This window comes from Nostoc sp., from assembly GCF_036917675.1.
In the GTDB taxonomy this organism is placed as follows: Bacteria; Cyanobacteriota; Cyanobacteriia; order Cyanobacteriales; family Nostocaceae; genus Nostoc.
Genome location: NZ_JBALCT010000050.1, coordinates 89,129 through 110,430 on the forward strand (window position 1 = coordinate 89,129; position 21,302 = coordinate 110,430).

26 protein-coding genes are annotated in these 21,302 nt (G+C 43.3%); 14 read left to right on the plus strand and 12 right to left on the minus strand.

Going from position 1 to position 21,302, the window contains the following annotated elements; translation table 11 throughout:
- Nucleotides 1-8: 8 nt before the first annotated feature.
- From V7K31_RS17880 to V7K31_RS17890, 4 genes are all read right to left on the minus strand, one after another.
- The gene (locus V7K31_RS17880) at nucleotides 9-164 is read right to left on the minus strand and encodes a hypothetical protein (RefSeq protein ID WP_335095739.1); all 156 of its coding nucleotides are present in this window, start codon (nucleotides 162-164) and stop codon (nucleotides 9-11) included.
- A 2-nt stretch (nucleotides 165-166) separates the two neighbouring features.
- Nucleotides 167-445, minus strand: coding sequence for a recombinase family protein (locus V7K31_RS17885; RefSeq protein ID WP_335095771.1), 279 nt, complete (start codon nucleotides 443-445; stop codon nucleotides 167-169).
- Nucleotides 405-623 carry a MerR family transcriptional regulator gene (locus V7K31_RS31915; protein WP_442941309.1) on the minus strand — a complete coding sequence of 73 codons (219 nt, stop codon included), beginning with the start codon at nucleotides 621-623 and terminating at the stop codon, nucleotides 405-407. Before V7K31_RS31915 ends, V7K31_RS17885 begins: the two co-directional genes overlap by 41 nt.
- A gap of 210 nt (nucleotides 624-833) precedes the next feature.
- Nucleotides 834-1,055: a hypothetical protein gene (locus V7K31_RS17890; protein WP_335095741.1), complete on the minus strand. Its 222-nt coding sequence runs from the start codon at nucleotides 1,053-1,055 to the stop codon at nucleotides 834-836.
- A gap of 90 nt (nucleotides 1,056-1,145) precedes the next feature.
- Between V7K31_RS17890 and V7K31_RS17895 the strand changes: the two genes are divergently transcribed.
- From V7K31_RS17895 to V7K31_RS17920, 6 genes are all read left to right on the plus strand, one after another.
- Nucleotides 1,146-2,225 carry a TauD/TfdA dioxygenase family protein gene (locus V7K31_RS17895; protein WP_442941310.1) on the plus strand — a complete coding sequence of 360 codons (1,080 nt, stop codon included), beginning with the start codon at nucleotides 1,146-1,148 and terminating at the stop codon, nucleotides 2,223-2,225.
- 297 nt (nucleotides 2,226-2,522) lie between these two features.
- Nucleotides 2,523-2,750 carry a hypothetical protein gene (locus V7K31_RS17900; RefSeq protein WP_335095743.1) on the plus strand — a complete coding sequence of 76 codons (228 nt, stop codon included), beginning with the start codon at nucleotides 2,523-2,525 and terminating at the stop codon, nucleotides 2,748-2,750.
- A 21-nt stretch (nucleotides 2,751-2,771) separates the two neighbouring features.
- Nucleotides 2,772-3,587 (plus strand): aliphatic sulfonate ABC transporter substrate-binding protein, encoded by an 816-nt coding sequence (locus tag V7K31_RS17905; protein WP_335095773.1) that lies wholly within the window; start codon nucleotides 2,772-2,774, stop codon nucleotides 3,585-3,587.
- 84 nt (nucleotides 3,588-3,671) lie between these two features.
- On the plus strand, nucleotides 3,672-3,884 hold the full coding sequence (locus V7K31_RS17910; protein ID WP_335095745.1) for a hypothetical protein: 213 nt from the start codon (nucleotides 3,672-3,674) through the stop codon (nucleotides 3,882-3,884).
- 281 nt (nucleotides 3,885-4,165) lie between these two features.
- Nucleotides 4,166-5,140 (plus strand): GTPase Era, encoded by a 975-nt coding sequence (era, locus tag V7K31_RS17915; RefSeq protein ID WP_334939586.1) that lies wholly within the window; start codon nucleotides 4,166-4,168, stop codon nucleotides 5,138-5,140.
- A gap of 301 nt (nucleotides 5,141-5,441) precedes the next feature.
- Nucleotides 5,442-6,119 (plus strand): response regulator transcription factor, encoded by a 678-nt coding sequence (locus V7K31_RS17920; RefSeq protein ID WP_335095747.1) that lies wholly within the window; start codon nucleotides 5,442-5,444, stop codon nucleotides 6,117-6,119.
- Between the two features lie 97 nt (nucleotides 6,120-6,216).
- Here V7K31_RS17920 and V7K31_RS17925 read toward each other — a convergent pair whose 3' ends face one another.
- Nucleotides 6,217-6,519, minus strand: a complete 303-nt coding sequence (locus V7K31_RS17925) for a hypothetical protein (RefSeq protein ID WP_335095749.1) — start codon at nucleotides 6,517-6,519, stop codon at nucleotides 6,217-6,219.
- 265 nt (nucleotides 6,520-6,784) lie between these two features.
- Here V7K31_RS17925 and V7K31_RS17930 point away from each other — a divergent pair, with 265 nt between their 5' ends.
- A complete protein-coding gene (locus V7K31_RS17930) occupies nucleotides 6,785-7,225 on the plus strand; it encodes a hypothetical protein (RefSeq protein WP_335095750.1) in 441 nt (146 codons plus the stop codon).
- Here V7K31_RS17930 and V7K31_RS17935 read toward each other — a convergent pair.
- Nucleotides 7,220-7,366: a hypothetical protein gene (locus V7K31_RS17935; protein ID WP_335095752.1), complete on the minus strand. Its 147-nt coding sequence runs from the start codon at nucleotides 7,364-7,366 to the stop codon at nucleotides 7,220-7,222. The genes V7K31_RS17930 and V7K31_RS17935 overlap by 6 nt on opposite strands.
- Nucleotides 7,367-7,831: 465 nt before the next feature.
- On the opposite strand from V7K31_RS17935, the gene V7K31_RS17940 reads away from it, so the two are divergent.
- Both V7K31_RS17940 and V7K31_RS17945 read left to right on the plus strand, forming a co-directional pair.
- Nucleotides 7,832-8,305, plus strand: a complete 474-nt coding sequence (locus tag V7K31_RS17940; protein WP_334939580.1) for a TspO/MBR family protein — start codon at nucleotides 7,832-7,834, stop codon at nucleotides 8,303-8,305.
- A 90-nt stretch (nucleotides 8,306-8,395) separates the two neighbouring features.
- Nucleotides 8,396-8,869 carry a TspO/MBR family protein gene (locus V7K31_RS17945; protein WP_335095753.1) on the plus strand — a complete coding sequence of 158 codons (474 nt, stop codon included), beginning with the start codon at nucleotides 8,396-8,398 and terminating at the stop codon, nucleotides 8,867-8,869.
- Nucleotides 8,870-8,880: 11 nt separating this feature from the next.
- Here V7K31_RS17945 and V7K31_RS17950 read toward each other — a convergent pair whose 3' ends face one another.
- From V7K31_RS17950 to V7K31_RS17975, 6 genes are all read right to left on the minus strand, one after another.
- Nucleotides 8,881-9,588 (minus strand): M15 family metallopeptidase, encoded by a 708-nt coding sequence (locus V7K31_RS17950; RefSeq protein ID WP_335095755.1) that lies wholly within the window; start codon nucleotides 9,586-9,588, stop codon nucleotides 8,881-8,883.
- Between the two features lie 443 nt (nucleotides 9,589-10,031).
- Nucleotides 10,032-10,181, minus strand: coding sequence for an SDR family NAD(P)-dependent oxidoreductase (locus V7K31_RS17955; protein WP_335095756.1), 150 nt, complete (start codon nucleotides 10,179-10,181; stop codon nucleotides 10,032-10,034).
- 82 nt (nucleotides 10,182-10,263) lie between these two features.
- Nucleotides 10,264-11,271, minus strand: a complete 1,008-nt coding sequence (locus V7K31_RS17960) for an aldo/keto reductase (RefSeq protein WP_335095757.1) — start codon at nucleotides 11,269-11,271, stop codon at nucleotides 10,264-10,266.
- A 202-nt stretch (nucleotides 11,272-11,473) separates the two neighbouring features.
- The gene (locus tag V7K31_RS17965; RefSeq protein ID WP_335095758.1) at nucleotides 11,474-11,896 is read right to left on the minus strand and encodes a (R)-mandelonitrile lyase; all 423 of its coding nucleotides are present in this window, start codon (nucleotides 11,894-11,896) and stop codon (nucleotides 11,474-11,476) included.
- Nucleotides 11,897-12,414: 518 nt separating this feature from the next.
- On the minus strand, nucleotides 12,415-14,130 hold the full coding sequence (locus tag V7K31_RS17970) for an alpha/beta hydrolase (protein WP_335095759.1): 1,716 nt from the start codon (nucleotides 14,128-14,130) through the stop codon (nucleotides 12,415-12,417).
- Nucleotides 14,131-14,769: 639 nt separating this feature from the next.
- Entirely contained in the window at nucleotides 14,770-15,693 is a 924-nt protein-coding gene (locus tag V7K31_RS17975) for a DMT family transporter (protein ID WP_335095761.1), read from the minus strand.
- 280 nt (nucleotides 15,694-15,973) lie between these two features.
- On the opposite strand from V7K31_RS17975, the gene V7K31_RS17980 reads away from it, so the two are divergent.
- The 5 genes from V7K31_RS17980 (at nucleotide 15,974) to V7K31_RS18000 (ending at nucleotide 21,076) form a co-directional block, all read left to right on the plus strand.
- Nucleotides 15,974-18,223, plus strand: coding sequence for a cytochrome-c peroxidase (locus V7K31_RS17980; RefSeq protein WP_335095763.1), 2,250 nt, complete (start codon nucleotides 15,974-15,976; stop codon nucleotides 18,221-18,223).
- A 192-nt stretch (nucleotides 18,224-18,415) separates the two neighbouring features.
- A complete protein-coding gene (locus V7K31_RS17985; protein ID WP_335095764.1) occupies nucleotides 18,416-18,604 on the plus strand; it encodes a hypothetical protein in 189 nt (62 codons plus the stop codon).
- Nucleotides 18,605-18,738: 134 nt separating this feature from the next.
- Nucleotides 18,739-18,942, plus strand: coding sequence for a hypothetical protein (locus tag V7K31_RS17990; protein ID WP_335095765.1), 204 nt, complete (start codon nucleotides 18,739-18,741; stop codon nucleotides 18,940-18,942).
- A 326-nt stretch (nucleotides 18,943-19,268) separates the two neighbouring features.
- Entirely contained in the window at nucleotides 19,269-20,126 is an 858-nt protein-coding gene (locus V7K31_RS17995) for a cyanophycinase (protein WP_335095774.1), read from the plus strand.
- A 743-nt stretch (nucleotides 20,127-20,869) separates the two neighbouring features.
- The gene (locus V7K31_RS18000) at nucleotides 20,870-21,076 is read left to right on the plus strand and encodes a bromodomain-containing protein (protein WP_335095766.1); all 207 of its coding nucleotides are present in this window, start codon (nucleotides 20,870-20,872) and stop codon (nucleotides 21,074-21,076) included.
- Nucleotides 21,077-21,302 lie beyond the last annotated feature (226 nt).

Here is a 21,302-nt window from a genome sequence, read left to right on the forward strand (position 1 = left end):
TGTATACATTACTTTAGACAAGGATCAACACCTTGAGCAATTAATTTTACTTTTTCCTTATATTTGCGTAATCCATACAAGCGACTAGAGAAACAATGTACGATTGACAACAAATCTTGAACCAGTTCTTCTTGGGGTGACAGTGCCTCGCTATTAGCTACCACAACTATTCCACCTCCCCAGAGGATGATTTGCTCTTTGCCTTGTCAAAACCAAAGCGGCACAGTCTATCTTTGTGGGCTACGTATACGTATTTGACTTTACCTTGAATCGCCCACTGAATAATCTGGAGAAACTTTTTACGCTTAAAGTTAAGTCCTCCTCCTATTTCTTCGATTCTGTCAGTAACAGCTACACCGTTGGCAACACAAAACCTATCCATAGATTCAACTTGGGCTTTTAAATCATCTTTTTGTCCATGCGACGAAACACGACAGTAGACAATTAAACTTGATTGGAAATTTACCCGACTTGAGGTTTCGGGCTAGTGCTAAGTGCGATTCTGTGTAAAGTCTTTGATTGCCCAGCGTCCTTTCCGGGGTTAGTTTTCCTTCTGTCTCCCAAGACCTTAAAGTAGATGAAGAAACGCCGATTAATTCTCCAAATTCTGCAACTTTCCACATGAACTTATCTAAAATACCTAATTATAGATAAGTTTAGCAAAGTTTTTTGTAATTTAGTTTAACTCTATTATGCAACGCCCTAATTTTTTTACTTTTCCTGTTTGGTTTTAATTTATTGATAAAGGATTATGGCGCAATTTAATAGTAATTGTAATTGTTCGTAACTAATGCTGCATCTCGAACCGGATTTGGTCAGGCGGGATCAGATGCCTAAAGCAAAACTGAAACCCTTTGTCTTAGAGTCAACGACGGGCTGCGCTTACGCAACTGGTAATGATCGCCAGTCCCAAAATTACGCCCCAAACCCTCATTCGTTCTTAAAAGGGAACTCTTAACGGCAACAGGTGAAGCAGGTGCTAACCAGTGGATCTCCCGACTTGTACCGCTAAAGCGGAACCCGTAGGGTAGTAACTGCACCAAGCCGAAGGGCATCAGTGTCTCAATTCCGAAGATCCTAGCCGCAAAAACACAGGAAATTGTTAAATAGAAATAAATACTACTGTAAATCTATCGGAATAATGTATGATGCTCTCAGTTCTACTCCCAGCACAGGAATGTTGCGATCAGATATTGGCAAAATTCCCAAGGAAACAGGCGAGTGTGAACACCACCCTACAGATCAAACTCTGGAGAATCTACATGGGCTACAAACATATAGAAGTTAAACCAGTTGCTGGTTTCATCGGTGCCGAAATCGGTAGCGTAGACCTTTCCCGTCCTCTTTCTGACGAGCAAGTCCAAGAAATCCGTAAAGCGTTATTGAAATGGAAAGTTGTGTTCTTTCGTGGTCAGAACATCGATCATGCTGCCCAGGTTGAGTTCACATCTCGTTTCGGTGAAGTAACTTTCGCGCATCCACTGGGAGAGCCTGAACCAGTCCCGGGATTCCCACAGATTAAACCCGTAGATCGTAAGCTCTATGAGAAGCAGTACGGTTTTCGCACTGGTGGTCCTTGGCACACAGATGTAACGGCAGCTATTAACCCACCAGCATGGTCAATTTTACGCGCGGTTAATGTCCCCAGCTTCGGTGGTGACACCCAGTGGAGTAATCTAGTTGCGGCTTATGAGGGACTGTCAGCACCCCTAAGGGCGCTAGCAGACACATTGAAAGCTGAACATCGCTTTAATGGGGGCGGGTATCAGCCCCGCAACGGCAAATTCGACGAGCGCATTGCTGTCAATCCACTAGTCTCAATCCACCCAGTAGTCAGGGTTCATCCTGAGACTGGTGAACGTGCGTTGTTCGTGAACCCTGGCTTCACCTCGCACATTATTGACGTGTCACCACAAGAGAGCAAGCTGTTACTTGAGTTGTTCTTCAACCAAATCACCAAACCTGCCTACACCACCCGTTTCCGTTGGAATAATGGTGATATCGCGTTCTGGGATAACCGTGCCACTGTGCATTTAGCTCCTCAAGATTTAGATCATTTGGATGTCGAGCGTCTGTTATATCGCACCACCATTACTGGTGATGTTCCAGTTGGAGTTGATGGTTTCCGCTCCCAAGTGGTTCAAGGTGAGGTGTTCAACGCAGAAGTACCAACTGTCTTCAAGCAGAAAGCTGAGTCTAAGGAACCACAACCAGTGCTTTCGTAAACCTGAGTTCTGTTAGCTTTCTTCTGTACGAGAGGCTGTCTCTTGAATTCCCCCTTTTTAAGGGGGAACAAGGCAGTAATGATATCTTTTGCCGAGGATGGAGATGTATATATATCGCAGCTTTTTAAGGAGAGAATGAAAGTCTAAGTCTTTCTTTTTAAGGAGTCTCTAAAAGTATCTAAATATATCACTAAAAACTTTTCAAACACCTTCTTAGAGAGAAAAGGGAGAAAAGCTAGGATAACACTGCCTAAACTTATGCCTAAAGGTATCAACATTAATATCAAGTGACCAGTTATGAGAAAAGTGCAAATTGGAAAATATTCGATATCCAGACGTGATTTACTCTACGCTTTCTATGGATTAGTTTCTTTTACGACTTTAGCCAGTTGTGGTACAAACAAGACCAGTATCAGCAATAGCAGTGCAAATAACACTAATATTAAGGGCAGTAGTAGTCCTAAAGTTGTTCGTCTTGGCTACCAAGTTTCAGGGGATCTAACTCATGAAAAAGGCGTAATTTAAAAACGTTTAGCTCCTCAAGGAATAGGTGTTACTTGGTCTCAATTTGTGTCCGGACCACGGCTCTTAGAAGCCTTAAATGTGGGTAGTATCGACATGGGTCCAACCGGTGAAACACCGCCAATTTTTGCCCAGGCTGCTGATACCAATTTGATCTATGTAGTTAACACCCCACCAGGTACTGGAGAAGGTTCTGCGATTATCGTGTTAAAGGATTCTCCTATCAAAACATTGGCAGATATTAAAGGTAAAAAAGTTGCTTATTCTAGAGGTACGGCTCAGACCTTTTTTGTAGTGAAAGCTTTGGAACAAGCCGGGCTGACAATTAGTGATATTCAATCAGTAAACTTAACTATTGCGGATGGGCGTGCAGCATTTCTCAACAAGACCGTTGATGCTTTTGTAGAAGGCGACCCGAATCTGATCAAGCTTCAACGAGAAGGCAGTATCCGCATTTTGCGAAATGCACAAGGAATTAATACACCAGGGGGTTATTACTTAGCTTCACGAGATTTTGCCACTAATAACGCTGACCTCCTAAAAGCAATTTTGTCAGAGTACTATCAGATTGGGGAGTGGGCAAATAAAAATAGGCGCGCAGCTGCCGAAATCCTTGCCCCAAAGGTCAAGACTGACGTGGATACTATGGAGTTAACGCTGGCGAGAAGAAAGTATGACATGAGACCGATCAATGAGGAAGTGATTAATGCTCAACAAAAGGTTGCGGATCTTCTATATCAACTGAAAGTCGTGCCGAAACTAGTCGATATTCGAGGAGCAACTCTAACCGCCCAACAGTATGTAGCAATTACACCAGATGCCGTTAGGAATAAGGCTTAAACGCTCCAAAGTAATCACTGTAACCCTATAAAGGGTGCGTTACACTTCTTTGGCGCACCCTACAAGAGCGATCGCACTTCGTTAATGCATCCTACAAGAGCGGCGATCGCACTTATCCAATATAAAGAACAAGATAGACGATCGCACTTTTACCCATATAGTGATCTGAGCGATCGCCTGACGGTAAACTCTACACCAAATTGCGATGGCAACGAGAACACCGCAGGCATCGCACTATATGCCTCAATCCAAACGACAAGATTGGCGATCGCTCCTGATTTATTAGCTTATGGCTAGCACTTCTGCCATAATTACGTCACTGAATATTTTTGCTAGAAAACCCAAAGCATATCTGTAATTGGCAAAATCACATGAAAAGTATGTGTTATTCTGACAATCCCTAGTAATGTCACCTTTGTTTTGAATCTAAAAACAAAATCAAGTTATCTCAGCTGTAAAATATAAGTGTAGAGCCAGTAGTAGATTAAACCTCGGCAAAAGTAATCTCTAAAAATGCCAGGTTAATTTTATGCTTCTTTGGTGTCTAAGAAAAAATCAAGTTATACCAGCTGTAAAATATGAGGGTGGAGCCAAAGGTGACTAGTATTGATAATTACAACTTCTCTTTTTCAGGAGAAGCCACAATCCCACAGGCTCCTCCTGAATTTAAATCAGGTTTTATCGGCATTGTGGGTCGTCCTAATGTCGGTAAATCTACTTTGATGAATCAATTGGTAGGAGAAAAAATTGCCATTACATCACCGATAGCACAAACAACACGTAACCGTTTGCGCGGTATATTAACTACACCAGAGGCGCAGTTAATTTTTGTAGATACGCCAGGAATTCATAAGCCCCATCATCAATTGGGTGAAGTGTTGGTGCGAAATGCTAAAATTGCCATTGAATCGGTAGATGTAGTGCTATTTGTAGTAGATGGATCTGTGGCTTGTGGAGCAGGCGATCGCTATATTGCCGATTTGCTCAGTCGCAGCAAAACACCGATAATTCTGGGCGTGAACAAAACCGACCAACAACCGCCCGATTCCCACTTTTTAGATGATAGTTACGCCCAGATGGGCAAGTCCCATGAATGGGAAATCGTAAAATTTTCTGCCAAGACTAGTGCCGGATTACCACAACTTCAAGAATTATTAATTGAACATTTAGAAATTGGGCCATTATACTATCCCCCAGACTTAGTAACTGACCAGCCAGAGCGCTTTATTATGGGTGAATTGATCCGAGAACAAATTTTATTATTGACTCGTGAAGAAGTACCCCATTCAGTAGCGATCGCCATTGACTTAGTAGAAGAAACTCCCAGCATTACCCGTATACTTGCTACCATCAACGTCGAGCGCGATTCCCAAAAAGGCATACTCATAGGCAAAGGCGGAGCGATGCTCAAAGCAATTGGTAGTGAAGCCCGCGAACAAATCCAAAAGTTAATCGCTGGTAAAGTTTATCTAGAATTGTTTGTCAAAGTCCAGCCAAAATGGCGACAGTCGCGGGTGAGTTTAGCAGAGTTAGGCTATCGCGTGGAAGAATAGAAAAGAGACGCGATTAATCGCGTCTGTACAGTTAGGAGTTTTCTCGTTCCCATACTCCGCATGGGAACGAGAGAAACGAGAGAAAAAAAGTAAATAACAAAAGGCAAAAGACTATTAACAATTCAAAATTCAAAATTAAAGACATTTTCAGATGAAGAGGAGTGCGGTCTTGGGGTCTCCCCAAGAGGAGCAACTCCGGGGGATTTAAACCCCCACTGGAACTAAGGCTACCTGTAGAGGTAGGGGTCTTAAATCCTTTAATTTACAATAACTAATAACAAATGACTCTTAATTAATAAAAATGTCTTTAGATACTCGCTATCCCTTAAATTTACCCGCCAATGCTCCGCCGTTGCGCGTGTTAATTGTCGAAGATGATCCGATGATGCAACTGGGATTAGAGCAATCGTTAATGGCTCATCCTCAGTTGGAGATTGTTGGACAAGCAGAAGATGGTTATTTGGGAGTTCAAGCCGCACTGCAACTGAAACCTGATTTGGTGGTTATGGATATTGGATTGCCGCGATTGGATGGCATTGCAGCGACACAGCAAATTAAGGCGGCTCTGCCAGCAACTCATGTGGTGATGCTGACATCTCATCAAACGGAGACGGAAATTATTGCCGCACTGTCTAGCGGTGCAGATGCCTATTGTATCAAAGGTGCAAGTGTGGAAAGATTGTTAAGTGCGATCGCAGCCGCAGCTGATGGTGCAGCCTATCTCGATCCCCAAATTGCGCGACGAGTAATTGATAATCTCAAACCGCCCTCACCCACCAGCAATAACGTCAACTTATCTGGGCGCGAGTTAGAAGTGTTGAAACTCATGGTAGACGGCTTGAGTAACCCAGAGATTGCTGAAAAACTTTATCTGAGTCCCAACACCATCAAAACTCACGTCCGGGGGATTATGAATAAATTAGCAGTAGACGATCGCGTGCAAGCAGCAGTTGTAGCACTGCGTTCTGGATTGGTTTAATCCCATTTACAAGTAGAGGTGTGCATATATATGTACGCCTCTATGGTCAATTTATTTGTTGCCAAGATTGTTGAAAAATAGTCTCCCTCAATCTATTTTAGTTAAAAGAGTTTGAGAATTGATTCGGGTCTAAATTAACAGGAAATAAGAAAATTTCCTTGCCTTCTAAGTTTGCCTTTTGGTGAAGCAAAATTGCCTTTTCTAAAGAACAATATTTAATTGGAACCCATCCATCGCTATAAAAGTAGACAGTCACTCGGCTCATTGCATACTCTTTCAACGGCAGTGGAACGTACCAGGACGAGTCCACAATTTGAACTTTACCTGTCCAATCCATGCTTTGAACCTCAGCTACTAAATATATTTGCTTTGACTCATCACTCTCACTACTTTGACTCATCCAGATGAATAAAAGTAACTATCATAAGTCATAAACTAATATGCCTTTAAGTTAGATATTTAGGTAGGAGTTCAAGAGTCAACGAAGAGGACAAGGTGAAAACCCCATAGCGAAAGTTTGACAGGTTGTCTTTTGACGCAAGTATTCTTTTAAAATTATCGTTCCTAAATACTGGTGGAAAAATAGCATCAAAAATTTTTGGATTTTCCTTTAATTGCCTTTCCCCAGTCAGCCTGGACTACTTCGCTTACTTTTTAGAAACTCTATGTTCAACTTTACTCTTGAGAAGAATTTGGGATGGCTATTATTAATTTCGGTTCTGATTGCTACACCAGTTAATGCCCACACCGAAAAGGTATCTGGGGACGTAGGCGGGATGTTGCATATTGAACCCCATGACAATCCTCAAGCTGGCAAAACCGCTCATGTTTGGATTGTCCTCACTCACAGAGGCGGGCGACTAATCCCCCTGACACAATGTAACTGTCAGTTGGCTGTCTACCCCGAACCTCACAGTGAAACCGATACCCCATTGCTGAAGCCCAGTTTACATAATGTCTCAACCAAGCAATATAAAAGCATTCCCGGAGCCGAGATCATATTTCCCAAAGTAGGAGCTTATGAATTGGAGTTAAGCGGTACTCCCAAATCTGGAGCTAGTTTCAAGCCCTTTGAGTTGTCTTACAACGTCACTGTCGGCTCATAGAAGCTGAAGTGGTAAAATGTCATGCTGTAGCAAGATCCCGCAGGGGTTCAGAAATCGTGGTGCGATCGCGTCCATTGCGGTGGCGATCGCATAACCTAGTTTTATCTCGTTTCTCTTCTTGAAATTCTGATCGTTGTTCACGAATATCAAAGACTCGTTAACGGAGCTAAAAAACGAGGTTTTAAAGGAGTTTTCATGTCTTTGAACCACATCTGTCGTAAGGGCACAGCATTGCTGATACGTGTCAACTTAACGTGAAAACCAGTCTATAACTAGCTTTTAGATTGTTTCGTTAAGAGTCTCCGACTGGGAACGCCGTTCTAGAGGCGGAGCCTCTAGAAAAGCGGCAGAGCCGCCAAGAGCAGCATTTCCAGCTTCTTGCTGGAAACGAGGTTTTAAAGGGGTTTGCGCTTAAGTTAACACCAATGAGCATTGCTGTGCCCCTACCGCATGGTCTATTTAAGACGAAAATAGTTGTAAAATCCTGCCAAACGATCTGAAGGTTTCAAACTCAGGGATGATGAATAATTAGCAATTAAATTGACAAAATCACACTATAAAAAGTGATATTAAGCGATAGACAGCGATCGCAAAGGACTAACGGGCATGATTAAATCTTGGATGGTGATTGGGGGTGTGGCTTTCTTAGTTGCCTTAGTAGCTAACGTAATTACACCTAGCGATCGCCAATGGTTCAACCGCTTACAACGACCGAGATGGCTAACTTTTGAGGGTGCGATTCCAATTATCTGGACTGTAATATTTATTTGCGGTGCTTGGTCAGCTTATATTGTCTGGGAAAAAGAGCCAGGAAGCACCCCAACCTGGTTAATCATGGGTTTATACCTGCTATTAGAAATTATTACCATTGCCTATACGCCTGTAATGTTTAAGCTTCGCAGTCTGAAAGTGGGTACAATTCTTGGTGGCACAGGTTTTTTCATTTGTGCTTTATTGATACTTGCAATCTTAACTATTTCTGGTTGGGCAGCATTGTTACTAGTTCCTTATTTGCTTTGGAGTCCCATTGGTACTTATACCACTTGGCAGATGATCACTCTCAATCCTCAAGATGCCTAAGATTCGTACCAGGGAATGATTCAACTTATGCCCTAAATTGTCAGACTTGCAGTGTATGACTTGACAAAATACACAAAGCTTGAGTGCATTATGATTCCATCTTGGATAATAATTGGGGCTGTAACTTTCTTCATCGCCCTTGGTACTTTCTTGATTACGCCGCGTGATGTTAAATGGTTTGCACAGTTAAGTCGCCCTCGCTGGCTAGTTTTTGAGCCGCTAATTCCGCTCATCTGGACTGTGATTTTTATTAGCGGTGCAGCTTCAGCTTATATTGTCTGGCAAAAAAATCCAGGAAGCTTAATTACTTGGCTACTAATGGCTTTGTACATCTTGGTGGAAATTATCACCGTCGCCTACATACCGCTAATGCTGAGGTTTCGCAGTCTGAAAACGGGAGAAATTCTTGGACTAATCGGTTTGATTTTAGCCGTTGTCCTGGCAATCTGCGTTCTACCAATTTCTCTAATGGCGGCGCTGTTACTCCTTCCCTATCTAGTTTGGACTCCCATTGGTACTTACACTACCGACGAGTTAAAGGAGTTAAACCCTCAAGATGCCTAACGTATCTATATCTATACAAGACGCCCATAACGTGCGGTGACAACATTGGCTGGATTGGATTGATTATTCAGCCAAGCCCACATTTGATCGCCAACCGAAAAATGCCACCACTCTCTGGGATTGCGTTGAAAGCCGACTTTTAACATGACATCCCGCAATAACTGACGGTGAGCATGATACTTTTGTGCTTGTTGACGATCGCTATTGGCATAATAATCGGGATGCGATCGCTCTGACATTTCATCAATCGGCGAACCCATATTTACTATTTGTCCGGCATCATCTACCAGCGTCACATCCACCGCCGCACCTGTACTGTGAGGAGGCGGAGTTTTTTTATCTAAACTTGGTACAGCCCAAATTTCATAAACCGCCTCCCAAATCTCTTGGCGTTGCTTTGGTGATAACTCCACCTCAGTCAGTCCCCTATCCTGCACTGCTTGGGCGAAGCTGTAATCTACCATAAACTGCTGGACTGCGATCGGGCGATAGGCATCAAAGATTTGGATACGCCAGTTAGGATGCAAAAGATCAAGGTAATTTTGAGCTTGGAGCAAATTTTCAATCACGCTTTGACGGAGATAATAAGGGGAGTGTTCGCCATAAATAGCACCTAATTTTTCATAAGGGTGGGGAGATTCCACCGCAAACAGTTCTAAAGGAATCTCTATTAGCGGTTCACCACACTCGAAAATTGGGATTTGATGATAAGCCCTCATCTAGTCAGCCACACAAAAATTACAGATTTTAACCAAAGCATAGCATTCAGGGAGTCCCACCCACATAGAGTCATAGCTGCATATACGGCAGTGCTGCGGCAATGCCGTACAGAACCCCCTTAATATTCACATCGATCTATCTGGTTCCACTCGTCGATTTTGAGGCGCTCAAGTGGCGACTGCGGCATCAGTCCGGCGTTGTATAGACCTCTTACATAAATCAATAAATTTGAACCCCAAAGAGCCAAAGCTACGCTTTGTCTCCCCTCCCCGCTCTTCGAGAGGTGTTAAGGGTGCGTGTTAGGGACTTTTGCAAGAGGTCTTATGATTATCACATCGATACACCCATATGTCTGCACGGCTGCATTGACCAGTCTCTTCACCTGGTCACACTAGGTGACGTCTGTAGGTATGGCGAGTGCCTTGCCGCCGCTGCCGATCAACTAGTCTGCTAACGACTGGAGGCGGTCGGTGCGCCGCGCACCCAGCACAACGCTCGCGCCCTGTGCAAAGAGAAGCCGAGCGGTTGCTTGGCCCAGTCCGCTGCTCGCACTCGTGATGACGACAACTTTTCCTTCGATGTTATTGCTCATAAAATCTCCTTCACTTGGTCTTCTCTGAGTTGCCTTGCTTAGTGAACTACGGAATGCAACCAGAGAGAATATTTTTTGCCCCTTAGCGGCCGGTCATTTGCTCGAGGTTTTCGGGATACCGAGCCCCTTGCACCGTGATCTTGGAGGCCGCATCATCGATGTCATGCAGATCGTCGGGCGTGAGTTCGACTGAGACTGCCCCGATGTTTTCGTCCAAGCGATGCAGCTTTGTGGTGCCTGGGATCGGAACAATCCACGGTTTCTGAGCCAGCAGCCAAGCGAGCGCGATCTGAGCAGGGGTCGCCTGCTTCCGTTCTGCGATGCTGCCAAGCAGATCAATCAAGGCTTGATTCGCCTTGAGAGCCTCCGGCGTGAAGCGAGGCAAGGTGCTGCGGAAGTCGGAACTCTCAAAGGTCGTGCTTTCGTCCATCTTACCAGTGAGAAAGCCCTTACCCAGTGGGCTGTACGGGACAAAGCCGATTCCGAGTTCCTCAAGGGTCGGTATCACTTCCTTCTCAGGAGTCCTCGTCCACAGCGAGTATTCGCTCTGGAGAGCAGTGACGGGCTGAACTGCGTGCGCGCGACGGATCGTTTGCACTCCTGCTTCAGAGAGTCCAAAGTGCTTAACCTTACCTTCACGAATCAGTTCCTTCACCGCTCCTGCCACGTCTTCGATCGGCACGTTCGGGTCAACCCGATGCTGATAGAGCAGGTCGATCGTTTCGACCTTGAGTCGCTTGAGCGATCCCTCCACGGTCTGCTTGATATGCTCCGGACGGCTATTCAGTCCGGGCGAACCCTTCATCCCGCGGGGATCTAAATTCGGACTCAGGTCGAACCCGAATTTGGTGGCGATCGCCACTTGCCCACGGAAAGGAGTGAGGGCTTCACCCACAAGTTCTTCGTTTGTGAACGGGCCGTAAACCTCGGCGGTGTCAAAGAAGGTAACGCCACGATCGACGGCGGCCCCCAGAAGAGCGGTCATCTCCTGTGTATCTTTGGGTGGACCATAAGAAAAGCTCATTCCCATGCAGCCAAGTCCGATCGCCGACACTTCTAAATTGCTGTTTCCAAGTTTGCGTTTTTGCATTTTGCTTTCTCCTTCGAGGTTCCACCTCATTTATTCAGATTTAATTTTGAATTGTTAATTACTGTCCCTCATGCGTCAATTCGTTCAAGCATTTCAAGGCGTTCAGTGTTCGGGGATATCCAACCCAGTTTCCAAGTTTGCGCTTTTGCATTTTTTGAACTCCTGTCTTTGAATTAAAGGTTGCAACTGTCTTACTTCACGCTCAGAACCGATATTGCTCGTCACTGACCTTTTCCATCCAGTCCACGGGCTTGCCGTCGAGCCATTCCTGAATGGCGATGTGTGTCATGGCTGTGGTTGCTGTGGCACCGTGCCAATGCTTCTCACTCGGCGAGATCCAGATCACGTCCCCCAGCCGAATTTCCTCGATCGGCCCGCCCCAGCGTTGTACAAGGCCGTAGCCAGCCGTCACGATCAGGGTCTGTCCCAATGGATGGGTGTGCCATGCTGTCCGAGCGCCGGGATCGAACGTGACACTGGCACCAGACGTGCGTGCCGGATCGTGTGCCTCGAACAGGGGATCAATGCGGACAGTGCCGGTAAAATACTCAGTCGGTCCTTTGGCAGAAGGCTGTGAGCCACTTCTTTTGATGTCCATTTTCTTAATTCCTTCACTTGATGCCATTTTGGTTGCTAGCCGAATCGTAGAGATTGAGCACTGATCACCTGCTCTATCAGTAGGGATGGGAATTTTTTAAGAAGCAAGGTTAGCCTTGATCGTTTTGGTTGTCAGTAGGCGAATCTCTTGCCCAATCAAAACTGAGTTTTTTCTTAAATAAAAATCCAGAATGCCTACAAGAAGCCGGAATCATTTTTCATTGCTTTAGGTTCATTCTAAGAATCCTCAAGGGCAAGCAATATAACGATCGTCTAAGATTGTTGTACAATTCTGCAAACTTAGAAATGAACCCTATCAAAATAATTGAAAAGTCCGATATGGATTTAATGAAGCACCCGCAGGCAAAACGTGAGGCACACAGAGCGCAAGCTAACAGAGACGAACTGAGTGATGGCTCTTTGGTGCACCACCGATACGCGATGTGGGGCGGCTGCGAGAAGCTGCTAGAGAGACTGCTAGTTAAATAAAAATCATCACATGCAGCAATGCAACACCAATATCCAACATCCAAAATCCGAAGCCGACTATGGTATTAGGGAGTTTTTTTTTGCGGGTTTGGCTGTTTTTATATCCAGTAATTGAGCTAATTCGGTTGTATTAAATGACTTGACGAGACTTAAACCAAGTGACTTACTAGAAATGCTTTGGGTATAGGCGGCGTTAAGATAAGGAGTGTATTGTGATCTTCTTGCAACATAGGTTTGGAAGAAAGATAAACTCAAAACATTCATGTAACGACGCGCTTGGGAAGCATCACCAATCATATCGGCAGGTAATGCTATTTGTTGATTTGCAGGGTTGCCATTGCCAATAGTGGAGAAGTGGGTGCCACCTACAAGCATGACGAGATATTTTTGTGAATTCCCAAACCAGGAGAAAGGTAAAATTTGCTCGGCTAAAGCTGGTGCAACTGTATCATCACTACTGCTGACAATCATCACTGGAGTTTTGATTTGACTTAAGCCAGCTTTACCGAAAATAGAGCTAGTAATGGGATTAACTGCGATCGCGGCTTTCACTCTCTCATCCCGCAGGTTATAATCCTTGTCAGACTTGCTGATGCTCAGTTCCAAAGCGCGACACTGGAGCAGTAAAGACATATTCCAGGTATTTTCCAGTGCTGCTGGTTGACAGTCTTGTTTTAGCTGCTGAAAGTTGATTTTAGCACCTGCCAAGGCCAAGGCTGTGTAGCCTCCCAAAGATTGACCAAATACTCCGACTTGTTGCAGATTTAATCGACCTTTAAACCGTGAATCAGATTGATTATCTTTTTCCAATTGATTCAGTATATATGTCACATCCAAAGGACGATCTTTAAATTCACTTGGTTCTGCTACTTCAATGGCGTGTCCATTCAACAGAGAATGTAATTGTTTAGCATCACTACCAGGATGATTGGGAACGACGACGGCAAATCCGTAGGAAGCTAGGTGAGTAGCTAAATATTGAAAGTTGCTGCTGTCTAAACCCAAGCCGTGAGAAATCACAATTACGGGTGCAGTCTTCTGGATATTCGGAATGTAAATATCAGTTAATAAAAGCCGATTGCGCGTTGAGTCAAAAAACTTCCGGGTGTATTTTTGTGACTTCAACTTTCCCGGAACCTGCAAATCGGGCAATTGTGAGAAATTTGGTTGTGAAATGGTAGCAGCTTCTATTTTAGACTTTTGGGAAACTGCTGCGATCGCCCGATGGGTTTGATTAATAAGTTTCTCCAATTCCGTAGCTATTTCCAAAGTCTCTGCTACATCAAGGCGAATACTGCTGTTGGGATATTTACGCAACACATTCAAAAGTGTCAAGCCTCCCGATTCCGCAGAGGCTAAAATTAGCGCCGAACGCAAGGCATCAAATTCTGGTTCTAGCTGAGGAGATTTGGTTCTAATCACTTGCGCCAACCGATGCAGCAAAAATTTACCTTGCGGTGTGTAAAGAAGTTGCGAAACTACTGCTGGACTAACTTTCACACGATTAACTAAAATCCGTCGCAATCCCTGAAGCTTTTCAAGAGGCAGATATTGCTGATACGCTGCCAAATCGTTGTCAATTACACCTGTTTTGGCGTAGTTTTCTAAAGCAGTGACTGAAATGGAAAGCTCTAAAGCTGAATAAGATGCATAAATCCGCTCTGCTGCCAAAACAGAATTACTAATACCAAATGTTGGCAGCACTATTGAAAAAATCAGCAATAGAGAATTTTTTCTGAGGGTGCTAACCCAATTACCAAACAAACTATTCATCGCTCAACTGTTTCGGTAGTCTGGTTTTATCAGGTGTTGGCTTTGGTAGTTATTCGGGCACCCTGCTTGGTTTACTTAAAGTTATTAGCCTCAATTCAATCTGGTTCAGTTAGAGGATGTTTGAAAAGTATTTTTGGTAACATCAAAGCATTAAGAACCTAACCCCCTAGCCCCCCTTCCCTACGAGAGAATGGGGGTTTCAAAGCCTCTCTCCCTGTGGGGGAGAGGTTTGGAGAGGGGTTTCTAGTATACTTTACGACTTTTCAAACATCCTCTAAAGCCAAAACCAGCGTAGGTTGGGTTAAGGAACAAAACCCAACATTTTATGTGGTTTGTTGGGTAACACGAATGTTCAACCCAACCTACAATTATCTTATTCAAAGACTTTTTTAGTTGGCTATAAGGTGAACAATTAAATACTACAGAGTCACATAGGTGGGTACAGTATCCATCTTGCCATCGACTCACTAAATAATTACGAATTACGAATTACGAATGATTTTGACTCCAGTAGTTTGCCTTCACCATTAAATCATAGCAAATAAAAAATACCCTACCTCAGTATTTATGTTGTAGCTTTGAATATGACACTAATTTACTAGATGAAAAACCCAGTAATAATCCTGAAAATCATTTTTATTAATCAGCTTTCCCCAAGGCGATCGCTACTGAACCTGTGACTACTAAACTCGCTCCTAATACTGCTAAAAAAGTCAAGTGTTCTGGTGATATCCAATCAGGTGCAATAACTGATAAAACTGCGACTGATATTAATGTCAAAATTGGAGCTAAAGCTAATACTGCACTGACTCGTGATGCTTCCCAATGTTCTAATGATTCGGCAAAAGCACCGTAAGCAATTAAAGTATTTAAAGCACAAAAAACTAACATTCCTAAATGAAAAGTATCAAGTATAAAAAGTGATTTGACTCTGGCTAAAGGAGTGAATAATAAAGCACAGCCCCCGTAAATAATCAGCAGAATACTAGGGGAAGATAAAGATTGTAATAACTGCTTTTGTGCCAAAGCATAAATAGCCCATGTTGCTGCTCCTAGCACAATCAAAACACTACCTAGTATATATGTGCCATGCGCTGTAATTAAATTTGTTAGTTGTTCCCGAAAAAATAAAAGATAACCGCAAGTCATTACACTTACACCAATCCATTGATGCAGCCGGTAACGTTCTTTAAAAACTACTAACCCTCCTAAACCTAATAAAAGGGTAGATAATTGAACGATAACTTCAGCGTTAGCAGGTGATGTTAGTGCTAAACCTTGCATAAAGAAAAAGTAATTAATCCCTAAGAAAAGTGTAGCGATCGCTAATAACTTCCAAGCAGCAGAATATAATTGTTCTAACTTTGGTAATTTACCGCGTATTCCTAAATACGCAGCAAGCAGTAAAAAAGATACTAAAAACCGAAACCAAATGACTGTATAGACATCAAGTACTTGCAGAGTTACCGTCAGAGCAATAGGTAAAATTCCCCACAATAAAACCGTCAACAGCGATAACGCTAGCCCTAAGCGCCACCGACCAGAACTTTGATGTAGTGACATTCTAATATCCTACTCAAAGTAGGGCTGATCATAAGTTAAAACATATCTAATTTGCATATCTAAATTTTGTTAACCTATTGTGGAGTAAGCATATTAGCAGCCTAGCTAATGCAAGTTAAATATAGAATAGCTTACCTACCCTACTGAATTTACTTGTAGTCCGATGGCGTTTTTTGTTCACATAAAATTTGTAAATTGCGTAATTACTTTACATGAATAATAAATTTAAACCTTGCTCACAGAGGTATAATTTTTCACGTTGTTATTTTATGAAAAAACTATGGGAATTATACCCATAATAAGCCTACTAATCTTTACTACTGGCTTATCAACTTACTTGCTACTGACCTCAAAAGGTCGATTTTTGCTCAAATCTTTGGTGACAAAAATAAAGCGCCAAGGCTGGAAATTCAAAGATGGCCAGCCTAACTACCTGAGATCAAGATTTTCAAAGACTATAACAATTGCTGCCATTATTCTGGTAGCAGTAATAGCTGGAAATAGTGTATCAGCGCAGGTTACGGGGTCGCCTCCAGTTTCGCTCAAGAGCGTATCGGTTCCAGAGCCTGACAATCTTGGAGACTTCGTAAAAGACAAAGTAGCTGCAATCAAGTTAGGAAAAACTCTTTTTTGGGATATACAGGTTGGGAGCGACGGGCTGACCTCCTGTGCTAGTTGTCACTTCCATGCTGGAGCCGATAATAGATCCAAAAATCAGATCAATCCTGGGCTTTTTCGGGTCAACGCCGATGGTACACCGAATCCAGATACAGCTTTTAATGTAGGTGGCGCACCAAACTACCAGCTCAAGCCGGAAGATTTTCCCTTCCACAAGCTGGCCAGTGATTCTAAAACTGTTGTGTCTGACCGTAACGATGTTAGCTCATCTCAAGGAGCTTTCAATGCGAAGTTTATTGGTGTCACACCTGGTAGTCCGCAAGACCAAGTAAAAACCGAGCCAGATCCGGTGTTTAATGTGGGAGGTACGAATGTGCGCCGCGTCCAGGGGCGCAACACGCCAACCGTGATTAATGCAGCATTCAACTTTCGCAACTTCTGGGACGGAAAGGCGCAAAACATCTTTAATGGGGTGAATCCATTTGGTTTAAGAGATCCTAACGCCTCTGTGGTAAAAGCAAATAACCCAAATCAGCTCGAGTTTGTCAAAATCAGTCTGAATAATTCGTCTTTGGCTTCTCAGGCGCTCGGACCGCCACTCAGTTCCACCGAGTTGTCGGCTGATGGTCGCACCTTTCAAGAAATCGGTGGTAAGTTCGGGCAAACTAACAAAAGAAAATCTCTGACTGGACTGCCGGAAGATGATCTTATGCTCGGGCCACTACTCAGTTCCATTCAAGAAATTGATGATAATCTCTCGCAAATTGACGACATAAGTTCTATCAGTGGACTGCTGCAAAATGTTCTGTCAATTACGGGTACAAAGCTCCCCCGAGTATTGGCGCAAAAGTTATCTACCCTCAGACCACTAGGCAAACAGGTTGTGCATCCACAAGACAGCGTTTTAGGTGCAAATAGTAGATCGCCTAAAACCGGGCTGAAAGATAAAACCTACGAACAGCTGGTTCAAGATGCCTTTAAGCCGGAGTGGTGGAAGTCTAATCGACTCATCCAAGTTGATGCTCAAGGTAGACGGAGTTTTGTCAACAAGGTTGATAACTCTTCCCAAACCAATGAGTACACGCTGTTGGAATATAACTTCTCGCTATTTTTTGGGCTTGCAGTTCAGTTGTACGAGGCTACACTCATTGCCAACGATACGCCCTACGATCGCTTCTTGGAAGGAAACACCAGCGCCCTCACCGTGCAGCAGCAACAAGGGAAGAAACTATTCGAGGGCAAGGGGTGTATTGGTTGCCATAGTGGATTGGAATTAACATCTGCCTCAGTGAGCAGCGTGGCTCAAAACGGACGAATCAAACGTTCACCGTTTGGTACAAAATCCCCTGAAGACACTGGCTTTTTCAATATTGGTGTCAGACCTGCCACAGACGATCGCGGTTTGGGTGGTAATGACTCTTTAGGTAATCCACTCTCGGAGGCACGGTTGGCTCAACAGGGGAAATTTAGGAATCTCCTGGGCGTAGACCCTCCTACCCTAACTCCACCGTTGAATGTAAGTGAGAGTGTAGTTGCAGACGGAGTTTTCAAAGCACCTGGGCTTCGGAATGTGGAACTAACTGCCCCCTACTTTCACAACGGAGGTCAGGGGACTTTAGAGCAAGTGGTTGATTTTTACAGTCGGGGTGGTGACTTTGGAGGTCTTCCAATATTGAATCTGTCACCAGAGGAAAAACAGCAATTGGTTGCCTTTTTAAAAGGACTTACCGATGAGCGAGTTGTCCATGAGAAAGCACCTTTTGACCACCCGCAACTATTTGTTCCCAATGGACATCCGGGTAACTCTACCTCTGTTACCAATGACGGCACTGGTAATGCTACAGATAGCCTACTGGAAATTCCTGCTGTTGGTAGGTATGGTGGTAGTGGCACTCGAAATTTCCTGAACTAACTAGCAACTTTGGCTACTTATCTTAATTATTAAGCCATTAATGTATTGATGGCTTAATAATAAAAACTGAATTTTGTCAACAAACGTGCTTAACCTCTGTAGAAATGCAGGGGTTATACTTTTTTCCAACTTTAAACATTAGATGAATGTGCCAAAAAGTATCGCGGGTTTTGCCAAAGCTATAAACCAAAAGTGAAACCAGCTAGCAAGTCTCATTGGGGTAGTAAGCTGCTGGCTGGACATCTGGTTTACAACGGCAAGCGCAAATTCTCACTTGGTGAACTAGCATTGCTGATTCCGCAGTGCCAAGTATCGGAACGCCCCCTGCTCCCCTGCCATAAAAGCGATGGGATATTTTTTTACTTGAAAGTCCCTAATTAAATGCTCCTTCTTTAGCAAAGAATAAACAAAAGTCAATTCATCCTCATGACAAGTCAAAGATATAACCTTTGAAAGGTGCAACACCAGCCCAAGAATTTGTATAAATAATGGGGTATTAAAAACACAGCAAAGTTATGAATAGCACACAAGCTCCTCTAAGAGATGAAATTCGAGAACTTGCTGAGGAAGCTTTTCACCAAAAGCTGATCTCTGGGCATGGTGATGGCCCAGACATAAATGAGTATCAAATTGTCTACCAAGGCAAACCCAGGCATCTGCCACTAGAACAAGCACGTTTTTTCTTAACTAACTTGCTTTACAGAAGTCGCATTCATTAGGACTTGCCATTAGATATCTAATGGTAGTTACCTAGAGTTAATACCAATCATTCACGATCGCACGATAAATTCCTGATCGGCAATTAGCAAGATAGTCAACAATGCCTCTAGAAAATCTCTCTAGAGGCAGTTGTCTTTATGGATTTTATTAAGTAAATTTTCTCGGAAAAATCTCTTGGTTTGATTGCGATGTCTAACGACAAGCCGCTTTGCGTCTATGCAAGCTTTAATACTACTTTCTATCAAATAATCTACCAAAAGGGTGTTTGGATAGTTTGAATTGTCATGGTTTAGTGAAATTTATTAACTTAAATTTAGGAGACATCATTGTGGAAAGTAATACCAAAGGGCAGTTGATAATTATTGGAGGAGCTGAAGACAAGGAAGGAGATTGCCAAATTTTGCGGGACTTTGTGCGACGCGCTGGAGGTACGAAGGCGTACATTGTAATTATTACGGCGGCGACAGAATTACCAAGAGAAGTGGGAGAAAATTATATTAGAGTATTTGAGCGGCTGGGAGCCGAGAATGTTCGCATTATTGATACAGAAACCCGCGAAGATGCATCTTCATCTACCGCATTAGAAGCAATTAATAAAGCGACTGGGGTATTTTTTACTGGGGGAAACCAGGCTCGGATTACCAGCATCCTCAAGGACACCGAGATAGATACAGCGATTCACAAACGGTTTTCTGAAGGTATAGTTATCGCAGGCACAAGTGCCGGAGCTGCCGTGATGCCAGATGTCATGATTGTGGAAGGCGACTCAGAAACACATCCTCGGATTGAAAGTGTGGAAATGGGTCCTGGTCTTGGTTTCCTACCAGGAGTGGTAATTGACCAGCATTTTTCCCAGCGCGGACGCTTGGGACGCTTAATTTCAGCTTTGATACTACAGCCTGCTGTTTTGGGATTCGGTATTGACGAAAATACCGCTATGGTAGTGACAAATAACCAAGTTGAAGTGATTGGCCAAGGTGCGGTTACGATTGTTGATGAATCAGATGCTACATATAACAATATGGGCGAAATTTTGAAGGATGAGGCTTTGGCGATTTGCGGAGCAAAGCTTCATATTTTGCCACATGGCTTCAAATTTAACTTGAAAACCCGCCAGCCTATCCTAAATAATCGCTCTGAGGCAAATGTTTCTGTACCTGTTAGTAGTTTAATCAGCACTTAAGCTTTAGCAGGTGCTGTTTAAACTGAATAAATAATTAATACTTGTACATTAGTGACATTTGTCTCTTGAATATCCTCCCAAGTACTCTCAGAAATAGGGGACATAATCTCGCTTTTTCAGGAGGAAAGGGGGGATTAATTATTAATATTACTTTCAGCAAACTCCTATAACTACAGCAATTTAGTATTAACCGTTACGAAAATTTCTGGGAACAGGGGTTCAGGTAATTTTTCCAGTTATTGTGTAATCTCTTCTTTAAGCAGAATTGTCTTATTTTGTGTTTCAGTAATATCTAAAATAATATTTATCCGAACAGAATTCAGGAGTCAGGAGTCAGAATTCAGCAATGTTTTCTGACCGAAAGAGCGGATGAATAAATGGGTTTAAGACCCCCACCAAATTTTAAATTTGGTGGTCAATAAGACAGTCGCGGGTCTGAATCCCCGACTGATTGATTCTGACTCCTGAATTCAGAATAGCTGAATTCTTCTTCAATAAGATATTGCAACAGCGATCGCAGATGCTGACAAGAGTTATTATATTTGCGATCGCCACTCATAACTTGTTCTCAGGGTGCTAATCTATCAACTCCTGGCCAATAGAGTATTATTGACTCAAAGATTATGTTAAATTTGTACCCTGAGAATGAGCCTCTTCAACCTATAGCAGGAGTGTCATATTCCATTAAGCGGCTACTATGAATAACTAGGAAATCAAATCGTAGTATATCTGCCTTTCAAATTATGGACTGGAAGTACAGGTGGAAAAATGGCTATCGACCAAGCCGAGATGAAGCGGCAAAAAATCCTCATTTGTTAGATGAGAGTCAGTTCGAGAACGAGCAAGACCGAAAGCTAGCTGAAGAATCTGCAAGGAAGCATTTGGGCGTACCGACATTAACTTTAGACAAAGAGCAGTCTATATTACCTCATGCTGCGCCTAATAAATAGGTTTAATACTAAGGGACGCGGATTTAATAAAATACAAAACCTCACCCCCAACCCCTCTCCTTACTAAGGCTACGGTGTACACAAGTCTTTGAGAGTTGCCCCACAAGCTGTTGGTTCACAACACAAGTCTTTTGGTTCACAACACAAGTCTTTTGGTTCACAACACAAGTCTTTTGGTTCACAACACAAGTCTTTTGGTTCACAACACAAGTCTTTTGGTTCACAA